Here is a 24,334-nt window from a genome sequence, read left to right as displayed (position 1 = left end):
AAAACTACTTTTCTGTCTTGTAAATAGGGATTGGTGACTAGGAATTAGGGATGAGGACAAGTTAATTTCATCGGGTGGTTGCGGGCGATCGCTCGTGGAGTTTTAACTTGAAAATGGGGCATTGGTCATTTTTCCTTTGTCAGGGAATATTGATTTTCCCATGATTTACTGTCTGAAAATGACGTTTTTAGATTTATCATCTATCTACAGATGTAAATAAAGCTATATAAGTAAAATTTATATAAGATGATTTTGTTGATATTAACTTTCTATACTTTTTCTATTGCTAAAGCAACTAATTCTCGTTAGTGTATCTGAAGATAAATAAAAATTACTCGCAATAAGCTAGATATTGCTCCCAGAAAATCACTAATTAGGATTTAGACAATTTTAAGTAATTGGCTGAATTAATGATTTCCTCTTGATTTTTCTCTAGTCAGAGCGAGACGAAGAGTAGCAGTGTATCAGGGTTGTATCTAGTAGAAAATCAAAATGAATCAATATTCTCATTGCTTCCTTGAAGCTTCTGGCAGTAGTTCTACATTTGTTGACTTACTGCGCTTCAGAAGCTCTACTCAGCCAAACAGAGATGCTTTTACCTTCTTGCTGGATGGGGAAACAGAACAAACAACGCTAACCTATCAAGAATTGGATAGGCGATCGCGTCGAATAGCTGCTCAGTTACAAGCATTGGGTTTGACTGGAGAACGCGCCTTACTACTTTATCCAGCCGGACTAGATTTTTTGGTTGCTTTTTTCGGTTGTTTATATGCGGGAGTTGTGGCTGTAACGGCATATCCCCCTAGAAATGAGCGCAACACACCGAGAATAAAAGCTATTGCAAAAGATGCACAAGCAGCGATCGCACTCACTACGACAGAAATCCTGCCTACAGTGCAGTCTTTAATGTCACAAAAGACTGAGTTAGAATCCTTACAGTGGCTAACTACAGATAATCTTGCTCTGGGAATAGAAGATACTTGGCAACAACCCTCTATTGATCGAGATACCTTAGCTTTTCTGCAATACACTTCTGGTTCTACAGGGACACCAAAGGGTGTAATGATTAGTCATGGAAACCTACTGCACAATGCTGATACAACTTACCAATTTATGGAGCATTCTCCAGAAAGTAAGTTCGTGACGTGGTTGCCGATGTACCACGATATGGGCCTGATTGGAGGAATATTGCAACCCTTGTATGGAGGTTTTCCTTGCATCATCATGCCTCCAACTTCCTTTCTCCAACGTCCTTATCGTTGGTTACAAGCTATTTCTCACTACAAAGGGACAACTAGTGGTGGCCCGAATTTTGCTTATGAGTTATGTACTCAAAAAATTACTCCTGAACAAAAAGAGACTCTTGACTTGAGTAGTTGGAGTGTGGCATTTAACGGCGCGGAGCCGATTCGGGATGATACTCTAGAGCGGTTTGCAGCAGCTTTTGTCGATTGTGGCTTCCGTAAAGAGGCATTCTACCCTTGTTACGGAATGGCTGAAACAACTCTGATGGTTTCTGGTGTGCAGAAGGCAACATCACCGATTATCAAGACAGTCCAAAAGTCTGCATTAGAATCGAATCGGGTAGTTGAATTGGGGACTGGGGATTGGGGACTAGGGACTGGGGAGCGGGGACTGGGGACTGGGGATTGGGGATTGGGGACTGGGGAGCGGGAAGATTTGCATGAGGATTCAGACCCTAACCAAATATTAAAGCCGAGTGACGTGGAGGCTTCAAAAGAATTTCTTCCCCAGTACCCAGTCCCCAGTACCCAGTCCCAGAGTACTGAAGATGTCTATCATTTTGTCAGTTGTGGTCGAGTTATACCACAACTGGAAGTGGCGATCGCTAATCCCGAAACCCTCAGTAGTTGTAAACCTGATGAAATCGGGGAAATCTGGGTATCTGGACCGAGTGTTGGCCAAGGTTATTGGAATCGCGATCAAGAGACAGCAGAAACTTTCCATGCTTATTTATCAGATACAGGTGTAGGCCCTTTTCTGCGGACGGGAGATTTAGGTTTTTTACAAAATAACCAGCTTTTCATTACAGGTAGAGCCAAAGATTTAATTATTATTCGTGGTCGAAATCTTTACCCACAGGATATAGAATTAACCGCAGAACGCAGTCATCCATCTTTAAATTCTGGTGCTAGTGCAGCATTTACAGTCGAGGTTAACAACGAAGAACGGTTGGTAATCGTCCAAGAATTGAAGTTTCGCGCCAAGCCAAATTTAGAAGAAGTTATATCTGCAATTCGTCAAGCTGTGACTGAAGAACATGAAGTACAAGTTTATGCTGTAGTTTTGATTAAACCAGGTAGTATTGCCAAAACTTCCAGTGGTAAGATTCAACGTCGTGCAACTCGCACTCAGTTTCAGAATGGTGAACTGAATGTAGTTGTCAGCAACATTCTCAAAATTAGCAATATTGTCAGAGAGGAAACCCGATTACAGCGTTCTGAACTTTTGGCGCTTTCTCCCAAGGAATGTCAACAGCTTTTAGAAATCTATCTGATTGAACAGGAAGCGAGAGTACTGGCGATCGCACCAGATGATATCAGTCCTGATGAACCATTAAGCGCTCTGGGCCTTGATTCTTTAAAAGTGTTTGAGTTGAAAAACCGAGTTGAGGTTGATTTAGAGGTAGAAGTATCAGTAGCAGACTTCTTTGCAGGGATGAGTACGCGATCGCTAGCTACAAAAATCCTCGCTCAACTGACAACAGCTGCACTACCGTCAATATCCCTTGCCAAACAAGAGAAAAATACATCCATTCAGCCTCTATCTTTTGGCCAGCAGGGATTATGGTTTATCCATCAGCTAACTCCCGATAGTCCTACATATAACATTCCGATAGTTATTAGCTTCAAAGGCTGCATTAATTTAGCAATTTTACAAGATTGTCTTAACGAAATTATTAGACGACACGAAGTATTACGGACAAGCTTTACAGTAGTTGATGGACAACCAGCCCAAATTATAAATCAAGCGCCACCTTTAACTTTGGCGGTTGAGGATTTGCGTTCACTATCAAAAGAGGAACACACTCAAGAAGCACAACGTTTGGCTACAGAATTTGCACAGCAGCCATTTGATTTATCTGCTCAATCGCTTTTGCGTGCTAAAATTTTACAATTAAGTGATAAAAATTATCATTTAATTATCACTATGCATCATATAATTGCAGATGGTTGGTCTATCGGTATTCTGATCAAAGAACTAGCTGCACTATATGAAGCATTCTCCACGGGCAAACTCTCTCTACGAGACGCTACGCGTAGCTTGCTTCCCCAAAGGGGTACACCACTTCCTGAATTACCCATTCAGTATCGGGATTTTGTCAATTGGCAACGACAATGGCTTGATGGCGATCGCATTCAACCAAAACTTAGCTATTGGAAACAAAAGTTAAGCGGTGAGCTTCCTGTATTAAATTTACCAACTGACCGTCCGCGTAGAAGCTTTGCTTCTTGTCATCAGACATCGCCAGTTCAAACATTCAAAGGTGCTCAAGCGAAATTAGTTCTTTCTCAAACTCTGACAAAAGAGCTAAAGAATTTGAGCCGTCATTCGGGAGTAACTCTATTTATGACCTTGCTTACAGCCTTCAAAACCTTGCTGTATCGCTACACAGGTCAGACTGATATTTTAGTAGGTTCACCAATTGCCAGTCGTAACAGAGCAGAAATAGAGTCATTAATTGGATTCTTTGTCAATTTTTTAGTCCTGCGTACAGACTTTTCTGGTGAACTTAGTTTCAAGGAGTTGTTGACACGAGTGAAGTCAACGGCTTTAGAAGCTTATGTTCATCAAGACTTACCTTTTGAGAAATTAGTAGAAGAACTGAAGCCAGAACGTGACCTAAGTTATAATCCTCTGTTCCAGGTGGTATTCGTTCTCCAGAATGTTCCTATTCCGACTCCACAAGTCGCAGATGTATCCATCAGTTGTGAGGAAAGTTATAACGGCACTTGTAAGTTTGATTTGACTTTGTTTGTAGAAGAAAGAGAGCAAGGATTCGTTGTGACTATCGAGTACAACTCTGATTTATTTAATGTAGATACCATAGATCGGATGTTGGAGCATTATGCAACTTTACTAAAAGGTATTGTTGCTAACCCTGACTGCTGCATTACCGAAATGCCCTTACTGACAGCAGCAGAGAAACATCAGTTAGTAGTTGAGTGGAATAATACAAACAAAAATTATCCGCAGAATCTTTGCATTCATCAGCTGTTTGAGCAGCAGGTGAAAAGGACACCGGATGCAGTTGCCTTACTGTTTGAAAATCAGAAACTTACATACCGCAAGTTAAACGAGCAAGCAAATCAACTAGCGCATTATTTGCAAAACCAAGGTGTAAAGCCGGATGTTCTTGTTGGTATTTGCATGGAGCGCTCTGTGGAAATGGTAGTGGCGTTACTGGCCATTTTGAAAGCGGGTGGTGCATATTTACCTCTCGACCCAGCGTATCCTCAAGAGCGTTTGGAGTTTATGCTGGTAGATGCTCAAGTTCCGTTACTACTAACTCAACAACATCTTGCTGCGGAACTAATAAATTTAACGTCTTTACAAACTCAATACCAAGCTCAGGTCATCTGCTTAGATACCGAGTGGCAAGCATTAGTTGCACATCAAAGTCCAGATAATCCCAGTAGCGATGTCAAACTAGAACATCTTGTTTATGTAATTTATACTTCTGGTTCTACGGGAAAACCGAAAGGGGTAATGAATGTTCACCGAGGTTTGAGCAATCGCTTGCTTTGGATGCAAGATGCTTATCAATTAACTGAATCTGACCGAGTGTTGCAGAAGACTCCTTTTAGTTTCGATGTATCAGTTTGGGAATTTTTCTGGCCTCTATTTACGGGAGCGCAGTTAGTTGTAGCTAAACCGGGAGGTCATCAAGATAGCAGTTATTTAGTTGAACTAATTGCTAAAGAGAAAATCACCACACTTCACTTTGTTCCTTCAATGTTGCAAGTTTTTTTGGAGGAGCCAAGTCTAGAAAAGTGTAATAGTCTCAAACGAGTTATCTGTAGTGGTGAGGCTCTTTCCTTTGACCTGAAAGAGAGATTTTTTGCTCATTTTGATACAGAACTGCACAATCTGTATGGCCCAACAGAAGCAGCTATTGATGTTACCTTCTGGAATTGTCAACATCACACAAGCCGAAGAATTGTTCCTATTGGCAGCCCAATCACCAATACGCAAATATATATTTTAGATAAATATTTGCAACCCGTGCCTATTGGAGTTGCTGGTGAGTTATGTATTGCTGGTGCGGGATTGGCTAGAGGATATTTAAACCGTCCGGATTTGACTGATGAGAAGTTTGTTAGCAATCCGTTTGAGAAGGCAGAAGTTAATAAACTATACAAGACTGGAGATTTAGCACGTTATCGTCCAGATCGAAGCATCGAATTTTTGGGACGAATTGACCACCAAGTCAAACTTAGGGGCTTGCGTATCGAGTTGGAAGAGATTGAAACAATTCTGAATCAACACTCAGGTGTGAAAATAGCTACTGTTATATTGCAGGAAGATGAATTCAAAAATCAGTGTCTTGTTGCCTATTTAGTGCCAGATTCAAACCAGGCGCTAACTGTACGGCGGCTCCTTCAATTTAAAAGAGAAGGTTTATTACATGACCAGTCTTGGTATGAATTGCCGAATGGTATGGCAATTACCTATCTGAACAAACAGGAAACTGAGTTCTCATACCAAGAAATCTTCACCGATCAGGTATATTTGCAGCATGGCATTATCATTTCAGAGGGAGACTGTATCTTTGATGTAGGTGCAAATATCGGACTGTTCACCCTTTTTATTGGTCAACAATATCCAAATTCTGTCATTTACGCCTTTGAGCCGATTCCGGCAGTCTTCGAGGCTTTACGCATTAACACAGCACTCTATGGCTTAAATGTAAAACTGTTTAATTGCGGGCTTGCAAGTGAGTTAAAAACAGAGACATTTACTTACTATCCCCAACTCTCACTTATTTCTGGGCGCTTTGTTGATGGAGAAGAGGAACGAGCAGTTGTGAAATCGTTTCTGCTAAATCAGCAATCAGTCACTGAAGATAATACTGCTTTATCAATGGAAATCATTGATGAGTTGCTAGAAGCTCGTTTAACGAGCGAACAAGTTACTTGCCAACTCAAAACTCTCTCAGACGTGATTCGAGAACATCAGCTTGAGCGGATTGATTTGCTGAAGGTAGATGTTGAGAAAAGCGAACTAGATGTTTTAGCTGGTATTGAAGAAGAAGACTGGTCTAAAATTCGGCAGCTTGTTGTTGAGGTACACGATACAAATGGACGATTAACACAGCTAACAAACCTGCTAGAACAGCGAGGTTATCACGTGACGGTAGAACAAGACAGGTTGCTGGCACAGACATGGCTTTACAACGTCTACGCAGTACGTCCAATTGGCAACGATAACAATCAGCAGTCCTCAGATATTTTGAAATGCGAACCAAAATTGACCTGGAGTAGCCCGAAGCAACTAATTGATGATGTACAGCACAGTTTAAAGAAACAACTGCCTGAGTATATGGTGCCATCTACTCTCAAGTTATTGGACACCCTACCGCTCTTGCCCAACGGAAAAGTAGATCGGCATGTATTGCTTGGAATTGAAGGCTTGAGTCCAACACTCGCAGCAGCTTACAAACCCCCAAAATCAGAGGTAGAAAGAAATATCGCAACTATTTGGCAAGAGGTGCTACATCTGGAGAAAGTAGGCATTAATGATAATTTTTTTGATATCGGCGGACATTCGTTACTAATGGCTCAGGTTAATAGCAAACTGCGGGCAATTTTGCAGCGAGATATATCAGTAATGACAATGTTTCAATATCCCACTATTCACTCACTGGCGCAGTATTTAAGTCAGAAACTAGAGGATGTGCCTTCTCTTCAGTCAACGCGCGATCGCGCAAATAAGCAAATTGAGGCTATAAATCGCCAAAAACAACAATTGAGTCAGAAAGGTAAAAAGATTTATGATTAGCACTATAGATAATGATGCTGTAGAAGGCATTGCCATTGTTGGGATGGCAGGGCGTTTTCCTGGTGCTAAAAATATTGAAGAATTTTGGCAAAATTTACAATCTGGTGTAGAGTCAATTTCTCTCTTCACAAATGAAGAGATAGTATCTGACGGTATAGATTCCGTTACACTCAGCGATCGCAATTATGTAAAGTCTAGTGCCATATTAGAAAATATAGATTTATTTGACGCCGCATTTTTTAGTTTTAATGCCAAAGAAGCAGAAGTTACTAACCCACAACACCGGATTTTTTTAGAGTGTGCTTGGGAAGCATTAGAAAATGCTGGCTATGATTCCAATAGGTATGATAGTCGGATCGGAATTTATGCTGGTGCTAGCTTAAATAACTATTATTCATTAGATTTAAACCGCGATCCCATCGGATCGGCCCAATGCTATCAAACAGTAATTGGTAATGATAAAGATTTTCTGACTACCCGTGTTTCTTACAAATTAAATCTAACTGGCCCAAGTATTACGATCCAAACAGCTTGTTCCACCTCATTAGTTGCAACCACACTTGCTTGTCAAAGTTTGTTGAATTATCAATGTGATATGGCTTTGGCTGGTGGGGTTTCTATCCACGTACCCCAGAAAACAGGTTATTTGCATGAATCGGGAGGGACACTATCTCCTGATGGTCATTGTCGTGCTTTTGATGCCAAAGCAGAGGGAACGACTATTGGTAATGGTGTCGGAGTTGTTGTCCTCAAGCGATTGAGCGATGCTCTTGCAGATGGTGACTGCATCCATGCTGTAATTAGAGGTTCAGCCATCAATAACGATGGTTCTGGTAAAGTTGGCTATACAGCCCCTAGCGTCAATGGTCAAGCAGAGGTGATTGCCGAAGCGATGATGCTGGCAGGAGTTGAGCCTGAGACAATCAACTATATTGAAGCTCATGGTACTGGTACAGCCTTAGGCGATCCGATTGAAATTGCCGCCCTCTCTCAAGCTTTTTGTAGTAGTACCAACAAAAAAGGCTTCTGTGCCGTCGGTTCAGTAAAAACAAACATTGGTCATCTAGATGCGGCTGCTGGGATTGCCGGACTGATTAAAACAGTTTTAGCCCTGAAACACAAGCAGATACCAGCAAGCTTGAATTTTGAGCAGCCAAATCCCCAGATAGATTTTGCCAACAGCCCCTTTTATATCAATACAAAGCTAGCAGAATGGAAAACCGGAAGTACTCCTCGTCGTGCTGGCGTGAGTTCCTTGGGTATAGGTGGGACTAATGCTCATGTCATTCTAGAAGAAGCACCAGTACAAGTCAAAAGTCAAAAGTCAAAAGGCAAAAGTAAATATTTACTGTGTCTATCGGCTAAAACTAGCTCTGCCTTGGAGACAGCAACAGTAAATTTGGCTAATTATCTCAAAGCGCATCCCAATGTGAACTTAGCTGATGTTGCCTATACCCTGCAAGTGGGGCGTGCTGAGTTCAATCATCGTCGCGTGCTGGTGTGTGAAGATATTGAGGATGTAGTCTTACAAGATCCAGAAAGAGTTTTCACTGGCTTAGTTGAAAGTGGCGTTCACGTTGGCGCAGCCTCTCGTAGAGAAGTGACTCCGCAGGAGTATCGCCCCATCGTCTTCATGTTTCCTGGACAAGGCGCTCAATATGTGGACATGGGTAAAGAACTTTACCAGACTGAACCGATTTTTCAACAACAGGTTGATTTGTGCTGTCAATTGCTGCAACCCCATCTTGGATTGGATTTGCGATCGCTGATTTATCCCAACGAGTCTGAGTCAAAAGCCGCAGCAGAAAGACTGCAACAAACTGATATCACTCAGCCTGCATTATTTGTCATAGAATATACGATCGCTAAATTATGGATGTCCTGGGGCATTTCTCCCCAAACGATGATTGGTCATAGCATAGGGGAATATGTCGCAGCTTGCCTTGCTGGTGTATTTGCCCTGGAAGATGCTTTGGCAATAGTAGCTATCCGTGGACGACTGATGCAGCAACTTCCAGCAGGTGCTATGCTTTCGGTTTCACAAACAGAAGCAGAGATTAAAACTTTACTAAATGAAAATTTATCTTTAGCCGCCAGCAATGCTCCTCGTTTGTGCGTAGTTTCCGGAACCCATAATGCTGTAGACACGATTCATCAGCAACTTACAGCATTAGGTGTAGAGTGTCGCCCTTTGCATACTTCCCACGCCTTTCATTCTGCGATGATGGAACCGATTATTGAGCCATTCATCAAAGAAGTTAAAAAAGTCAAACTAAATCCGCCGCAGATTCCTTTTATCTCTAACGTCACAGGAACCTGGATAACAGCAGAAGAAGCCACAGATCCCAATTACTGGGCAAGACATTTACGCCAAACAGTGCAGTTTGCAGCTGGCATCTCTGCGTTGCAGCAAGAGGCAAATTGCATCATGCTAGAAGTGGGGCCAGGAAGCAGTTTATGTACTTTTGTTAAAAAGCATTCAGATTCTCTAGCACTCTGTTCATTACGACATCCTCAAGAAAAACAGTCAGATATAGGATTTTTACTGAACACACTCGGTAAACTCTGGTTATATGGAGTACAGGTAAATTGGTCAGGATTTTACGCCCACGAACACCGTCATCGTCTCCCACTACCAACATATCCCTTTGAGCGGCAGAGTTACTGGGTTGAAGACTATAAACACAGACAGGATAACAGTGCTAAACCTGTGTCATTTGGCAAAAAGCCAGATATTGCCGATTGGTTCTACTTACCTTTGTGGAAACAATCTGTACCTGCTGTACTGTTGAACCAGAAGGAATTGATCACTCAGAAGTCTTGCACTCTTGTGTTTCTCGATGAGTGCGGCTTGGCAGAAGAACTGGTTAAACGACTTCAGCTTGATGGTCAGGATGTAATTATAGTGAAGGTGGGGTCAAAGTTTATTAAGTTGAATGAGCGTGCATATAGCCTTAATCCTAGACAACGTGAAGACTATGATGCCCTGCTCAATGAACTAGTAGCACAAGACAATATCCCAAAAACGATTGTTCATTTATGGAGTGTGACTTCTGTTGGTCAAATTGAATCTGGACTTGCAGGAGTTGATCAAGCCCAAGAAAAAGGTTTTTATAGTCTGCTGTTTTTAGCTCAAGCACTTGGAAAACAACGGATTACAGATGAACTGCAAATAGCGGTCATTTCCAACAATATACACTTAGTTACTGGAGAAGAGGTGCTATGCCCAGAAAAGGCGACTCTACTGGGAGCTGTTAAGATCATTCCCCAAGAATATCCAAATATCAACTGTCGTAGCATTGATGTTGTGATTCCAAGGGAAGTAAGTTGGCAAAAGGAGAAACTTGTAGATCATCTGCTGAATGAGTTACAAATACAATCCTCTGATATAGTTGTTGCCTACCGTGGTTTTCATCGCTGGGTGCAAACCTTTGAAGCAGTCCGATTGGAGGAAGCAAAGGGAGAAACATCACGATTAAGGCAAGGAGGAGTGTATTTGATCACAGGTGGACTTGGAGGCATTGGACTTGCTCTAGCGTCACACCTAGCGAAGGCGGTACGGGCCAAACTAGTTTTGATCGGACGTTCAGCTTTTCCTCCTAGACAAGAGTGGGAACAATGGTTAGCTACTAACGATCGCCAAGATCATATCAGTCGTAAAATTTTGAAAGTAAAGGAACTTGAAGAACTGGGTGCAGAAGTTTTAGTACTGAACGCTGATGTGGCTAAACTTGAACAGATGCAAGAAGCGATCGCAAAAGTCCAGAAACAGTTTGGCCAAATCAATGGTGTTCTTCATTGTGCAGGAATTGCTGATTATGCGGGTGTGATTTCTCGAAGAACGCGAGAGATGACAGAAAATATTATGGCCCCGAAAGTCAAGGGTACACTAGTACTGGATAGCCTTTTGAAAGATTTTGAGCTAGATTTCTTCATTCTCTGTTCATCTCTTAGCTCAATCGTTTCTAAAAAGAAATTTAGTGAAGTTGGCTATTGTGCTGCCAATGAGTTTATTGATGCCTTTGCTTACCACAAAACAAACAAAGATCGCACATTCACACTCTCGATTAATTGGACTGACTGGCAGGATGTTGGTATGGCAGTAGAGGCAGTGAAGCGATTATTTAGAACACAGGATATTTCTGATGATAAAACCCTTTTGATGGATGCCATATTACCTTCAGAGGGGATAGAGGTTTTTAGGCGTACTCTCAACAGTGCAGTCTCTCGGATTGTGGTATCGACTGAAGATTTGGCAACTGTGATTGAACGCGATCGCAATTTTAATGCCCAAGCTCTTTTGGAATCTTTAGGCAAGACTAATCTATCAAAATCGGTACATCAACGACCTCATCTGAGTAATGCTTATTTTGCTCCTAGAGATCAGACTGAGCAAACAATTGCAGATATTTGGCAAAAACTACTTGGTATTGATTTAGTCGGCATCCACGACAACTTTTTTGAACTCGGTGGCGACTCTTTAGTAGGTGTTCAAGTTATTTCACAATTAGGTAAAGAATTGCAGATAGAAATTCCTGTAGTCAGTCTTTATGAAAGTCCAACAGTCAGTTCTTTGAGCAAAGCATTAAATATGGAACAGGCTGACAAACCTATGGAAGAAAGGAGCGGACGGGGGCAAAGACGAAGAGAAAAAAGAATGAAACAGAAGGGCGCTCTATAAAAAATTAATCAAAGAGGTACTAATGAAAATCCATGAAACATTTTCTAATATAGCTGGTTTAGATATAGCTGTAGTGGGTATGGCAGGTCAGTTTCCAGGTGCAAAAAATATTGATGAGTTTTGGCAAAATTTGCAGGACGGTGTAGAATCAATTTCATTTTTTTCTGAGAGTGATTTAAGATCTTCAAATATTGATTCTGCCTTGCTAAATAATCCTAATTATGTTAGAGCCGCATCGATACTGGAAAACGTAGAGGAGTTTGACGCTTCATTTTTTGGTTTTGAACCTAAAGAAGCTGAAGTTATAGACCCCCAATATCGCCTCTTTCTGGAGTGTGCTTGGGAAGCAATTGAAAACGCTGGCTACGATCCTGAAACCTATAAGGGTTTGATTGGGGTTTACGCCGGGGCAAATATGAACACCTATCTATTAGAAAATCTTTATCCAAACCGCGATACTATAAATCTTGTAGATGGAGTTTTACAACCTCTACATGGTAGTGGTCAAGCTTTCCTAACCACAAGTGTCTCTTACAAATTAAATCTTAAAGGGCCTAGTATTACTCTCCAAACCTTCTGTTCTACATCATTGGTTGCAGTTCACTTGGCCTGCCAAAGTTTGTTGAATGAAGAATGTGATATGGCTTTGGCTGGTGGTGTTTCAATTAAAGTTCCACAAAAAGCTGGCTATTTATATCAACAAGGAGGGATGTTGTCTCCCGATGGGCACTGTCGAGCCTTTGATGCCAAAGCACAGGGAACTGTTTTCGGCAGTGGGGCTGGAATTGTCGTATTAAAGAGATTAGAGGATGCTCTTGCTGATGGAGACTGCATTCATGCAGTCATCAAGGGTTCAGCAGTCAATAACGATGGTTCTTTGAAAGTAAATTTCACTGCCCCTAGTGTAGAAGGTCAGGCGGAGGTAATTGTAGAAACCCTGAGAAATGCTGGAGTAGATGCCGAGGATATAACCTATATAGAGACTCATGGAACCGGAACAGCTATGGGTGATCTCATTGAAATCACTGCACTCAAAAAAGCTTTTCACACTACTACCCAAAAGAAGGGTTTTTGTGCGATCGGTTCAGTGAAAACCAATATCGGACATTTAGATGCAGCAGCCGGTGTAACAAGTCTCATCAAAACTACGTTAGCGCTCAAACACAAGCTGCTCCCACCTAGTCTGCACTTTGAACAAGCCAATCCCCAAATCGATTTCAACAACAGCCCCTTCTACGTCAATACTCAGATTTCTGAATGGAAGACAGATCACACACCCCGTCTAACTGGGGTTAATTCCTGGGGCTATGGTGGAACCAATGCCTTTGTCATTCTCGAAGAAGCTCCGCCAATCAAACATTCGGAAGCATCCAGACCCCGGCAATTGTTGGTAATCTCAGCCAAAACCATCTCTGCACTTGAAATTGCCACTGCGAATCTAATTGCATACTTAAAGCAGCATTCAAATGTTAACCTAGCGAATGTTGCTTACACACTTCAGGTTGGTCGCAGGGCTTTCAACCATCGGCGGATGGTGATTTGCCATGACATTAATGATGCGATCGCTACTTTAGAAACACAAGATCCGAAACGGGTTTTTCAGGTCTACCAGGATCGCCTAGATCCTCCCGTCGTATTTATGTTTCCAGGGCAAGGAGTACAGTCCGTAAATATGGTGTTGGATCTCTACCAGACAGAACCGACGTTTCAAGAGCAGGTAGATATCTGCTCAGAGTTTCTCCAACCACATCTAGGGCTTGACCTGCGACATCTACTCTACCCCAACACAGAAAAGACTCAAGAAGCCGCGCAACAACTGAAACAGACCACAATTGCTCAACCAGCACTCTTTGTCATCGAGTACGCCCTAGCAAAATTGTGGATGGAGTGGGGAATACATCCCCAAGCAATGATTGGTGAAAGTATCGGGGAATATGTCGCTGCATGTCTAGCAGGAGTACTCTCATTAGAAAATGCTTTAACTCTAGTAGCTGCACGGGGACAACTCATGCAGCAAGTGCCTGAAGGTGCAATGCTTGCTATTCCACTTTCAGAACAAGAAGTTCAACCCCTGCTAGGCAAAACACTATCTCTAGCTGAGATTAAGGAATCATCTCTTTGTATAGTTTCAGGTTTCATAGATGCTGTGGAGGTGTTACAGAAGCAGCTAGCTTCCCAAGGCATTGAGTGTATGCGTCTGGATACCTCCCATGCCTTTCATTCTGTGATGATGGATGCCATCTTAAAGCTTTTCACTGAGGAAGTTAAAAAAGTTAAACTGAATCCTCCTAAAATTCCTTTTGTATCCAATGTTACCGGAGCTTGGATTACAGAAGCGGAGGTGACAGATCCAAGCTATTGGGTTAGGCATCTGCGGCAAACAGTTCGCTTTGCTCAGAGTATGCAAGAATTGTTGAAACAACCAGAGCGCATTTTGCTAGAGGTTGGCCCTGGGCAGACTTTGAGTGCATTTGCCCGTCGTCATCCTGATAAAGAAGCCCAGCAGATTGTGTTAACTTCCTTGGGCTATCCACAAGAAAGTCAGTCGGATGTAGCATTCTTGTTAAATACATTGGGTCAGCTATGGCTGGCTGGAGTACAAGTAGATTGGTCGGGATTCTATACCCATGAGCGCCGTCATCGTATACCTTTACCTACTTATCCTTTTGAGCGTCAGCGTTACTGGATTGAACCCAAAATACAGGTAAACGCTCTCAAGACTGGTGAAAAGAAATTGCCTACAACCTCTCTACTAGGCAAAAAGCTGGACATAGCCGACTGGTTTTATGTCCCATCTTGGAAACGCTCTCTGCTGCTTGCCCCTCAACTAAGTCAAAAGTCAGTTTTGTCTTGCACTCTTGTATTTATCGATGAGTGCGGTTTGGGTTTTGAGTTGGTAAAACGACTCGAACTTGAGGGTCAAGATGTGATTACCGTGAAGATTGGGTCAGCGTTTACAAAGTTGAGCGATCGCGCATATATCCTTAATCCTCGACAAGCTGATGATTATGATGCCTTGCTCAATGAACTTATAGCACAAAATAAGCGCCCAAAAACCATTGTTCATTTATGGAGTATTACACCGCACAGTGACGCAGAATTAAGACTTGAGGAAGTTGACAAAGTTCAGGAAAATGGATTTTACAGTCTGCTGTTTTTAGCCCAGGCACTTAGTAAACACTATACTGATGAATATCAAATCGCGGTTGTCTCCAACAATATGCAGGAAGTTGTCGGAGAAGAGTTGCTGTGTCCAGAGAAGGCGACTTTACTCGGACTCGTTAGGGTGATTGCGGAAGAATACTCAAATATTATCTGTCGTAGCATTGATGTTGTTATTCCCCAATTAGGAGTTAAGACTGAGCCGAAACTTTTAGAGCAGCTGCTCTGCGAGTTACAAACGCTAAGTTCTGAGAAAGTTATTGCTTACCGTGGAAATCATCGTTGGGTGCAAACTTTTGAGCCAATTCGATTGGAGAAAGCTGGCCAAGGGATATCAAGGTTAAAAGAAGGAGGCGTTTATCTCATTACAGGTGGATTAGAAGGTATTGGTCTTGTCCTAGCCCAACATTTTGCACAGACTGTACAAGCCAAGCTGATCCTGACAGGAGGTTTAGCTTTTCCTTTACCAGAGGAATGGGAACAATGGCTAGCTACTAACGATGAGCAAGATAATACAAGCCTCAAGATTCGGGAAATCCAGAAACTTAAACAGCTAGGTGCAGAAGTTTTGGTAGTCAGCGCCGATGTGAGCAATTTTGAGCAGATGCAACAAGCGATCGCATTCGCCCAAGAGCGATTTGGTCAGATCAATGGTGTAATCTATGCAGCCGAGGTTTCTGTTAGCAGCATGATTCCGCAAAAAACGCCAGAAATGACAGAAAGTATGCTGGCATCTCAAATAAAAGGCATACTAATTCTCAATAAAATTCTCAAGGATGTTCTACTGGATTTCTTTGTTCTGTGTTCATCAATCACTTCCATTGCAAGTAGATTTGGGCAAGTAGATAATGCTGCTGTTAATGCTTTTATTGACGCTTTTGCTTGCTATAGGAGCGACCGAGATGGCACATTTACCGTATCGATTAACTGGGATTCCTGGCAGAAAGAGGGGATGGTAGCAGAGGCGATGAAGCAATCAATACCAACCCTGGATATTTCCAAATATCAATTAAAAGAAGTGTCTCACCCTTTATTCGATCAATGTATAGTTGAAGGGAAACAGCAAGAGATATACATCAGCAAATTTAGCGTCATCAAACACTGGGTTTTAGATGAACATAGGGCTATGGGTAAGGCGACACTTCCAGGAACAGCTTACTTGGAAATGGCTTTAGCCGCTTTTGAAAACCATGCTCAGAACGGAACGATTGAAATTCGGGAAGTATTTTTCTTGACTCCCTTGGTAATAGAAGATGATGAAGAAAAAGAAGTTCGTACACTTTTAAAGAAGAAAGGAGAGGGCTTTGAATTTTCGGTAACAAGCCAATCAAACTCAGGGTCAAAGCAATGGATCGAACACGCCAAGGGCGAAATAGCCTGTATAAAAGTAGAATCATCAGCAAAACAGGAAATCAGAGAACTTGAGGCAAGATGTAATCAAAAGGAAATAATCATTCCAGAAGGAGAGCATAAGCTTCAAACAGGATTTGTAGAGTTTGGTTCTAGATGGAATAACTTGAAGCAGGCAAAATTAGGAACAGATCGGGGGTTGATTGCTCTGGAACTGCCCGAAGTATTTGCCACCGATATTAATTCATATAAGTTGCATCCTGCTTTATTGGATAATGCCACGGGTTTTCTAAGTATTGAAAACGAAGGTATTTACTTACCGTTTTCCTATAAAAGTCTGAAAATAAAAAAACCTTTGCCAAGCAAAGTATATAGCCACATCAGATATACAGAAAATAATCAGTTCCGAGAAGGAATTTTAAAATTTCATATCACCATCATGGACGACCAGGGAAATGAACTGGTTGAGATTGCAGAATTCATCATGAGGAAAGTAGATATTGGCACAATTACTGCTGAACAGTCTAACGGTAAACCTCGAAAAATTTCTTCCGTTTCTGCCAGCGAAAACTTCTCTTTGGAGATTGCTTCCCCTGGCATCTTAGATACCCTGACCTTGCGACCTAGCACCCGCCAAAAACCAGGTCTGGGTGAGGTAGAAATCGAGGTCTGCGCGACTGGTCTTAACTTCAAGGAAGTGCTTATAGCATTGGGGCTGCTTCCTGTTCCACCAAATGTTCGTGTCAACTTCGGTAGAGAGTGTTCTGGAAAGATAGTCGCTCTGGGAGAAGGAGTTAAGGGTTTTGAGGTAGGAGATGAAGTCATCGCCTTTGGCGATTCCTGCTTTAACCAATTCACAACGACTCCTGCTTCTTTGGTGGCACTCAAACCAGATCATCTGAGTTTAGAAGAGGCAGCAACAATTCCCGTTGCCTTTATTACGGCTTACTATGCCTTGATCAAATTAGCTAGGCTTCGCCAGGGTGAGGGTGTTCTCATCCATGCTGCTGCCGGTGGTGTTGGAATGGCTGCCGTGCAAATAGCCCAGTGGGTGGGAGCCAAAATCTTCGCCACAGCAGGCAACCCGGAAAAACGAGCATTTCTGCATTCGTTGGGTATTGAATATGTTATGGATTCCAGGTCTTTGGCTTTTGCCGATGAAGTGATGAAATATACTGATGGCAAGGGTGTGGACGTAGTTTTGAATTCCCTATCAGGAGAATTCATGACTAAAAGCCTTTCACTTCTAGCACCCTATGGACGCTTTCTAGAACTCGGTAAGCGGGATATCCTCAACAATAGCCAATTAGGTCTACGACCTTTTGAGAAATGCTTATCGTTCTTTGCTACGGAAGTAGGAAATGATCTCCCTGACTTCATTTCTACGTGGCACGAAGTAGTGCAACACTTTAAAGATGGCAATTTTAATTCCCTTCCTCATCAGATATTTCCAATTACAGAAGTAGCTCCCGCCTTTGAATACATGGCTAAAGCCAAACATATCGGCAAGATTGTGGTATCTTGGCAGAATCAGGAGGCTTTGAAAGCGCTGGTTGCTTCAGAAGGCGAAGTTAGTCAGGAGAAAGGGACTGTAGCTTCTCCTACTTGGTTGGTTTCTCCGTCTACCGTCTTTTCCACAGTTGGCTCTGGTATACAGGACAAACCTGCTATTCTCAAGGAAGGGTTATTACCAAAAGAGAGTATAGAGGCGTTTGACCGCATTCTCGGAAGTACACTTACCCAGGTTTTAGTATCGACCCGTGATTTCTTAAACCGAGTTGAGCAGGATAATGGTGTTAACTTACAACCTTTCCAAGAAGCCTCACAAAAGTATCATCTCTCTAAACCGACACAATCACAACCTGCGCCCAGTAGTGCCTATGTTGCTCCCAGAAATGAGATTGAGCAAAGGCTTGCTGTCATCTGGAAAGAACTTCTTGGGAAAGATTTGGTGGGAATACAAGACAACTTCTTTGAAATCGGTGGCAATTCCCTCCTAATAGTCCAAGTTCGCAGCCAACTGCAACAAGTGTTTAATGGTGATATCTCAACGGCTGACTTGTTTGAATATCCAACCATAAGTACCTTAGCAGAATATTTAAGTCGGAAACAGGCTGAAGAACCTGCCTTTGGGCAAGCATATAACCGTGCTAAGAGGCAACAGGAAGTTATGGAAGAAGAAATGCAACTAATGAAGCAAAGGAGGAAAATACGTGAGTAACCAGTTGAAAGGCGTAGCCATAATCGGCATGAGTGGTCGTTTTCCCGGAGCCAAAAATGTCGATCAATTTTGGCAGAATCTTTGTAACAGTGTGGAATCAGTTTCATTCTTTACTGATAACGAGTTAGTTGCTTCAGGCGTAGACCCAGCTTGGTTAAATGACCCTCAGTACGTTAAAGCGGGGGCTGTGTTACAAGACATTGAGATGTTTGACGCTTCATTCTTTGGCTTCTCGCCTAGAGAAGCTGAAATCATAGACCCGCAACAACGTCTTTTTTTGGAGTGTGCTTGGGAAGCGCTGGAAAATGCTGGTTATGACCCGAAAACAAACAAAAATCTCATTGGTGTTTATGCAGGGGCTAACTTAAGTACCTACTTGCTTAACAATCTGGCCTCACACCCTGAACTCATGAAAACGCTGGAGTCGCAAATTGCAATTGCTAATGATAAAGACTTTATATCCACACGAGTTTCTTATAAATTAAACCTGAAAGGGCCGAGTATTAGCGTCGGCACGGCCTGCTCTACATCATTAGTAGCAGTTCACTTGGCGTGTCGAGGATTGCTAAGTTATCAGTGTGATATGGCCCTGGCTGGTGGTATTGCAATACAAATTCCACAAAAACAAGGTTATTTCTATCAAGAAGGTGGTATGGCCTCTCCTGATGGTCACTGTCGGGCTTTTGATGCGAAAGCACAGGGCAGCCCTTTCGGTAAAGGAGCGGGTATTGTCGTGCTGAAAAGATTGGAAGATGCTGTAGCTGATGGGGACTGCATTTATGGGGTTATCAAAGGTTCAGCTATCAATAACGATGGTTCTGAGAAGGTGAGTTACACCGCACCCAGTGTCACAGGCCAAGCAGAAGTGATTGCTGAGGCTCAGGCGATCGCTAACTTTGATTCTGAAACAATCACCTACATTGAAACCCACGGAACTGGTACACCTCTAGGCGATCCAATTGAATTTAGGGCACTTAAAAAGGTGTTTGGTGCCAGAACTAGTAAAAAGAACTTCTGTGCCATTGGTTCAGTCAAGACTAATGTCAGCCACCTGAGTTCGGCATCTGGCGTGACGGGCTTGATCAAAACAGTCCTGGCGCTCAAACACAAGATGATTCCGCCCACCCTGCACTTTGAAGAACCCAATCCAGAGATTGATTTCGCTAACAGCCCCTTTTACATTAATACTCAGCTTCATGAATGGCAAACAGAGGGAACTCCTCGCCGGGCTGGGGTTAGTTCTTTTGGCATTGGTGGAACTAATGCTCATGTTGTTTTAGAAGAAGCGCCAGTACAAGTTAAAAGTCAAAAGGCAAAAGGCAAAAGTAAATATTTACTGTGTCTATCGGCTAAAACTAGCTCTGCCTTAGAGACAGCAACTACAAATTTGGTTAATCACCTGCAACAGCACCCAGAACTCAACCTTGCGGATGTAGCTTATACATTGCAAGTTGGTCGGCATGGTTTGAGCCATCGGCGGACAGTTGTTTGTCAAGATACTCAAGATGCGATCGCAGCCCTCCAAAATCCCAAACGAGTTCTCACTAGCACTCAGGAAACAAATCAGCGCCCAGTAGTCTTTATGTTTACTGGTTTGGGAACCCATTATGTCAATATGGGTTATGAATTATACCAAGTTGAAAAAACTTTCCGCGAACACCTCGATCGCTGTTGCTCGTTGTTTCAACCTCTGTTAGGTCTGAATCTCAAAGAAGTTATTTATCCTACTTCCTGTGCCAAGCCAGAAGCAACAAAGGAAAAATCGGGTATCGATTTACGCCAAATGCTTGGTCGCGATCGCCAATCTCCAGATGCCGCCGCCCAAAAATTAAATCAAACCTATCTCACTCAGCCAGCGCTGTTTGCCATTGAGTATGCTTTAGCTCAATTATGGGTGTCCTGGGGGATTCGTCCAGTAGCAATGATTGGTTACAGCATTGGTGAATATGTGGCCGCAACAATAGCCGGGGTATTGTCTCTAGAAGATGCGATTACTCTTGTTGCTAAAAGAGCGCAAATGATTCAAGAGTTGCCAGGGGGAGCAATGCTGGCGGTTCCTTTGACAGAGGAAGAAGTGCAACCTTTCTTAAGTGAAAACCTTTCATTATCAGCAGTCAATGGCTCATTCCAATGTGTACTTGCGGGAACTACACAGGCTATAGAGGAACTGGCAGGCAAGTTTAGTGCTAGAGGGTTAGCCTGTCGGCAATTGCAGACTTCTCATGCCTTTCATTCTTACATGATGGAGGCGATCGCTAACTCTTTCACTGAACTAGTTAAAAATATCAGTCTCAAACCACCGCAAATCCCTTATATATCTAACGTTACCGGAACTTGGATCACAGCAGAGCAAGCCACAAATCCCAGTTATTGGACACAGCATCTATGCCAACCCGTGCTATTTGCTGATGGAATACATCAGTTGTGGACACAACATAGTCCCATTTTCTTAGAGGTAGGCCCAGGACAAACCTTAAGCAGTTTAACGGTGCAATGTTTAGATAATGTTTCTGATGATCACAAAGTAATATTATCTTCGCTGCGCTATGCCTATGAGAAACAGTCAGATGTTGCTTTCATCCTCAACACATTAGGACAACTATGGCTTGAAGGAATCAAGATAGATTGGTCGGGATTTTATGCAGATGAGCGTCGATATCGCCTTCCCTTGCCAACATATCCCTTTGAGCGACAAAGATATTGGATTGAACCGCAAAAATTATTGCCTGCACAAAGAAATTTCCAGTCCCAGTTAACAGCATCAGAACTTTGGAAACCTCTGGTAAAAGCTGCTCAACTCCAAGCTAGCATTTCTTCTACGGAATTTAACGAGCAAACTTTTCAAGAGAAAAGAGAGTGTTTAGATCGTTTATGTATTGCTTATATTAATCTTGCAATCAAACATTTAGGAGCTTTTAGCAATCCCACTAAAAAGTATTCTCTAGAGGAGTTATTTGACCGATGTCAGATTATTCCTACCTATAGAGAATTGTTCAGTCGATGGCTAGAAATATTGGTTGAACAGGGTCAGTTAGATCGAGAACAAGAGTTATTTACTAATTTCTTGCCAATATCAGCACACTTTGTTAATGAAATATTAGTAGAAGTCAAAGCCAAATGGGTAGACACGCCGCAACAAATAGATTTGCTGCAACTGTATGGCGAAAATATGGTATCTCTGCTGACTGGTAAAAAAGAACCATTGGAGTTCCATGTTTCTACCTTATTAAAGTCAGGAGAATTTTCAGTCCAACAATTGCCTGAAAATAAGTACTACAACTCAATCATGCGGGTATGCTTAGAACAGGTGTTAAAAGCATTACCACCTCAAGTTAATCTCAGAATTCTGGAACTTGGTGCTGGAACTGGTACCGGCACAGCAGAACTATTACCTATACTGCCATCAGATAAAACAAATTATACCTTCACTGATGTGGGAGGTTTTTTCCTGAATGCAGCTAAGAAGAAATTTAGCGATTATCCATTTGTTGAATACCAATTGCTAGACCTTGAGCGATCGCCACAAGAACAGGGATACTCAAGCCACAGCTTTGATGTAATTGTAGCTTTCCAAGTGCTGCACGTTACTCGAAATATTGGAGAAACTCTCGATCGCATCCGCTCTTTACTCGCTCCTGGAGGTTTACTTCTATTTTGGGAAACAACTCAACCCAGATTAGAATTTGAGTTCATTGACGCGCTGCTGATGAATCCGATAGAGAATCCAGAAAGCGATCGCAATATGTGCAATCCCTTTTTATCTCAAGAGCAGTGGCAAGCAGAACTCAAATCTCATGGTTTTGTACAGGTAAAAGCTTTCTCAGAATTCGCACCTTTTACAGACCACATAATTGTCGCTCAAGCTACTGCCCCAGCAACGCCCAAAGCACCAGCAGCCTTTACAGCATTACTTCATGAACAAGAAGTTTCATTTGGCAAAAAGTCCAACATTGCTGACTGGTTCTACATCCCTTCATGGAAACGTTCGCTACCACCACAGTCAAACGGTCAGGTGAAACAAGTAGAACGCTGGTTAGTCTTTGTTGATGAGTATGGGTTAGGTGCTCAAATCGTCAAGCGACTCGAACTTGAAGGTCATGATGTAATTACCGTCAGAGTTGGGGAGCAATTTGGCAGCCAAAGCGAATCTTCAGAGAAGCATCTGGACAAGCGTGCATATACAATAGCACCTCAACAACAGGATGATTACAATACCCTACTTAAAGAACTTCGCGCCCAAAACTTAATACCAAAAAGAATTATTCATCTGTGGAGTGTAACCCAGTCAGGATGTGCAGACTTTGATGCAGCCGAAACACAGGGATTCCAGAGTTTGCTGTTTTTGGCACAGGCGCTAGGAAAACAGAATTTTACTGATGAGTTCCAGCTTGCAGTTATCTCCAACAATATGCAGGCTGTAACTGGAGTTGAAAATCTCTGCCCAGAAAAAGCAACCCTACTCGGACTTGTTAAGGTTATCCCACAAGAATATTCCAATATTAAATGTCGTAGCATTGATGTTATTATTCCCTTATCAGAAAGTTGGCAAGAAGAAAAATTTGTAGAACAACTACTGACAGAACTTAAAGCCAATTCCTCTGACTCAGTTATGGCTTACCGTGGTTTGGAACGTTGGGTACAAACCTTTGAGTCTGTCCAATTAGATGCAAACGTCCCGGATACACCCAGGTTCAGAGAAAAAGGAGTCTACTTAATTACTGGTGGACTCGAAAAAATAGGACTTGTAGTAGCCGAACATCTAGCAAAGACAGTACAGGCAAAACTGCTGCTTTTAGAGGCTGAGGATTTTCCCAACCGACAGGAGTGGTTAGAGTGGCTGACAACTCACGATGAGCAAGATAACATCAGCGGTAAGATTCGGAAAGTGCAGGAACTAGAAAATCTGGGCGCAGAAGTCTTAATCAAGAGCCTTGATGTAGTAAATTTAGCACAAATGCAAAGTGTGATCGCTCAAACACAAGAGCAGTTTGGTCAACTAAACGGAGTGTTTCATACAACCAAGATAGCTTTAGAGAATTCATTTAGTGCGATTACAGAGATAGAACCAACGCAGTCCAAACAGCAACTTCAAGCCAAGAAACAGGGACTCTTAGTATTAGAAAAGGTTTTGCAGTCCCAAAAACTTGATTTTTGTCTATTAATGTCTTCATTAACCTCAATTTTAGGAGGATTAGGCTCTGTAACCTATTCAGCAGCAAGTCTTTTAATGGACGCTTTTGCTTACCAGCATAATCAGAAAAATCCTGTCCCTTGGATGAGTATTAACTGGGATGCATGGCAATTTGCAGCAGAAAATTCACAAATACCTACTGGTACAAGTTTAGCTGAATTTGCCATCGAACCTTTAGAAGGTATCAAGACCCTTGAACGAATTCTTTTGTGGAGTCAATATCATCAAATAGTTGTCTCAACTGGTAATTTACAATCTAGAATTGACCAATGGATTAGATTAAAGCCTTTACAACAGAAAAATCCTGCCCAAAAAGTTAATTTATCTTCTCGTCACTCTAGACCGAACTTAAAAAATGTTTATGTTGCTCCTAGTAATGATGTAGAACAAAAATTAGTTGAAGTTTTTCAAGAGTTACTAGGTATTGAACCAGTAGGTATTCATGACAGCTTTTTTGTACTAGGGGGAGATTCTTTGACGGGAACTGTCCTCATTTCTCAACTTCGCAAAAACTTTCAAATAGAACTACCTGTTCGTTCTCTTTTTGAAGCCCCCACCATCGATGAATTAGCTTTGGTGATTGAGGAAATCCTCATAGAAGAGTTAGAACAATTATCTGGAAATGAAATAAGTGGAACTGGGAAGATCAACAAAACTCTTGATGTGCAATTGTCAAGCTAGATTACAAAACTTAGCCATTGCAGGA

At 42.2% G+C, this 24,334-nt stretch carries 4 protein-coding genes and 1 pseudogene; all 5 read left to right on the top strand.

Features of this window, described 5'->3' with window-relative positions:
* The first annotated feature begins 492 nt into the window (after window positions 1-492).
* The 5 genes and pseudogenes from V7K67_RS11845 (at window position 493) to V7K67_RS11830 (ending at window position 24,309) form a co-directional block, all read left to right on the top strand.
* Window positions 493-7,023 carry an amino acid adenylation domain-containing protein gene (locus tag V7K67_RS11845; RefSeq protein ID WP_335166665.1) on the top strand — a complete coding sequence of 2,177 codons (6,531 nt, stop codon included), beginning with the start codon at window positions 493-495 and terminating at the stop codon, window positions 7,021-7,023.
* Complete coding sequence (locus V7K67_RS11840; RefSeq protein ID WP_335166663.1) at window positions 7,016-11,704, top strand: type I polyketide synthase; 4,689 nt, start codon at window positions 7,016-7,018, stop codon at window positions 11,702-11,704. The genes V7K67_RS11845 and V7K67_RS11840 overlap by 8 nt, the downstream gene beginning before the upstream one ends.
* 22 nt (window positions 11,705-11,726) lie before the next feature.
* Window positions 11,727-15,809: pseudogene (locus tag V7K67_RS34365) on the top strand (type I polyketide synthase); the annotation flags it as partial.
* A 9-nt stretch (window positions 15,810-15,818) separates the two neighbouring features.
* A complete protein-coding gene (locus tag V7K67_RS34360) occupies window positions 15,819-18,437 on the top strand; it encodes a zinc-binding dehydrogenase (RefSeq protein WP_442943817.1) in 2,619 nt (872 codons plus the stop codon).
* The gene (locus V7K67_RS11830) at window positions 18,430-24,309 is read left to right on the top strand and encodes a beta-ketoacyl synthase N-terminal-like domain-containing protein (protein ID WP_335166659.1); all 5,880 of its coding nucleotides are present in this window, start codon (window positions 18,430-18,432) and stop codon (window positions 24,307-24,309) included. The genes V7K67_RS34360 and V7K67_RS11830 overlap by 8 nt, the downstream gene beginning before the upstream one ends.
* The last annotated feature ends 25 nt before the right edge of the window (window positions 24,310-24,334 follow it).

Origin of the sequence: Nostoc sp. (assembly GCF_036917155.1) — a bacterium.
Taxonomy (GTDB): domain Bacteria; phylum Cyanobacteriota; class Cyanobacteriia; order Cyanobacteriales; family Nostocaceae; genus Nostoc.
This window is presented reverse-complemented; position numbering and strand designations above follow the sequence as displayed.

Coding starts and splice junctions, on each gene's coding strand:
- V7K67_RS11845 (WP_335166665.1), top strand. CDS start 493: ATGAATCAATATTCTCATTGCTTCCTTGAAGCTTCTGGCAGTAGTTCT.
- V7K67_RS11840 (WP_335166663.1), top strand. CDS start 7,016: ATGATTAGCACTATAGATAATGATGCTGTAGAAGGCATTGCCATTGTT.
- V7K67_RS34360 (WP_442943817.1), top strand. CDS start 15,819: ATGGTAGCAGAGGCGATGAAGCAATCAATACCAACCCTGGATATTTCC.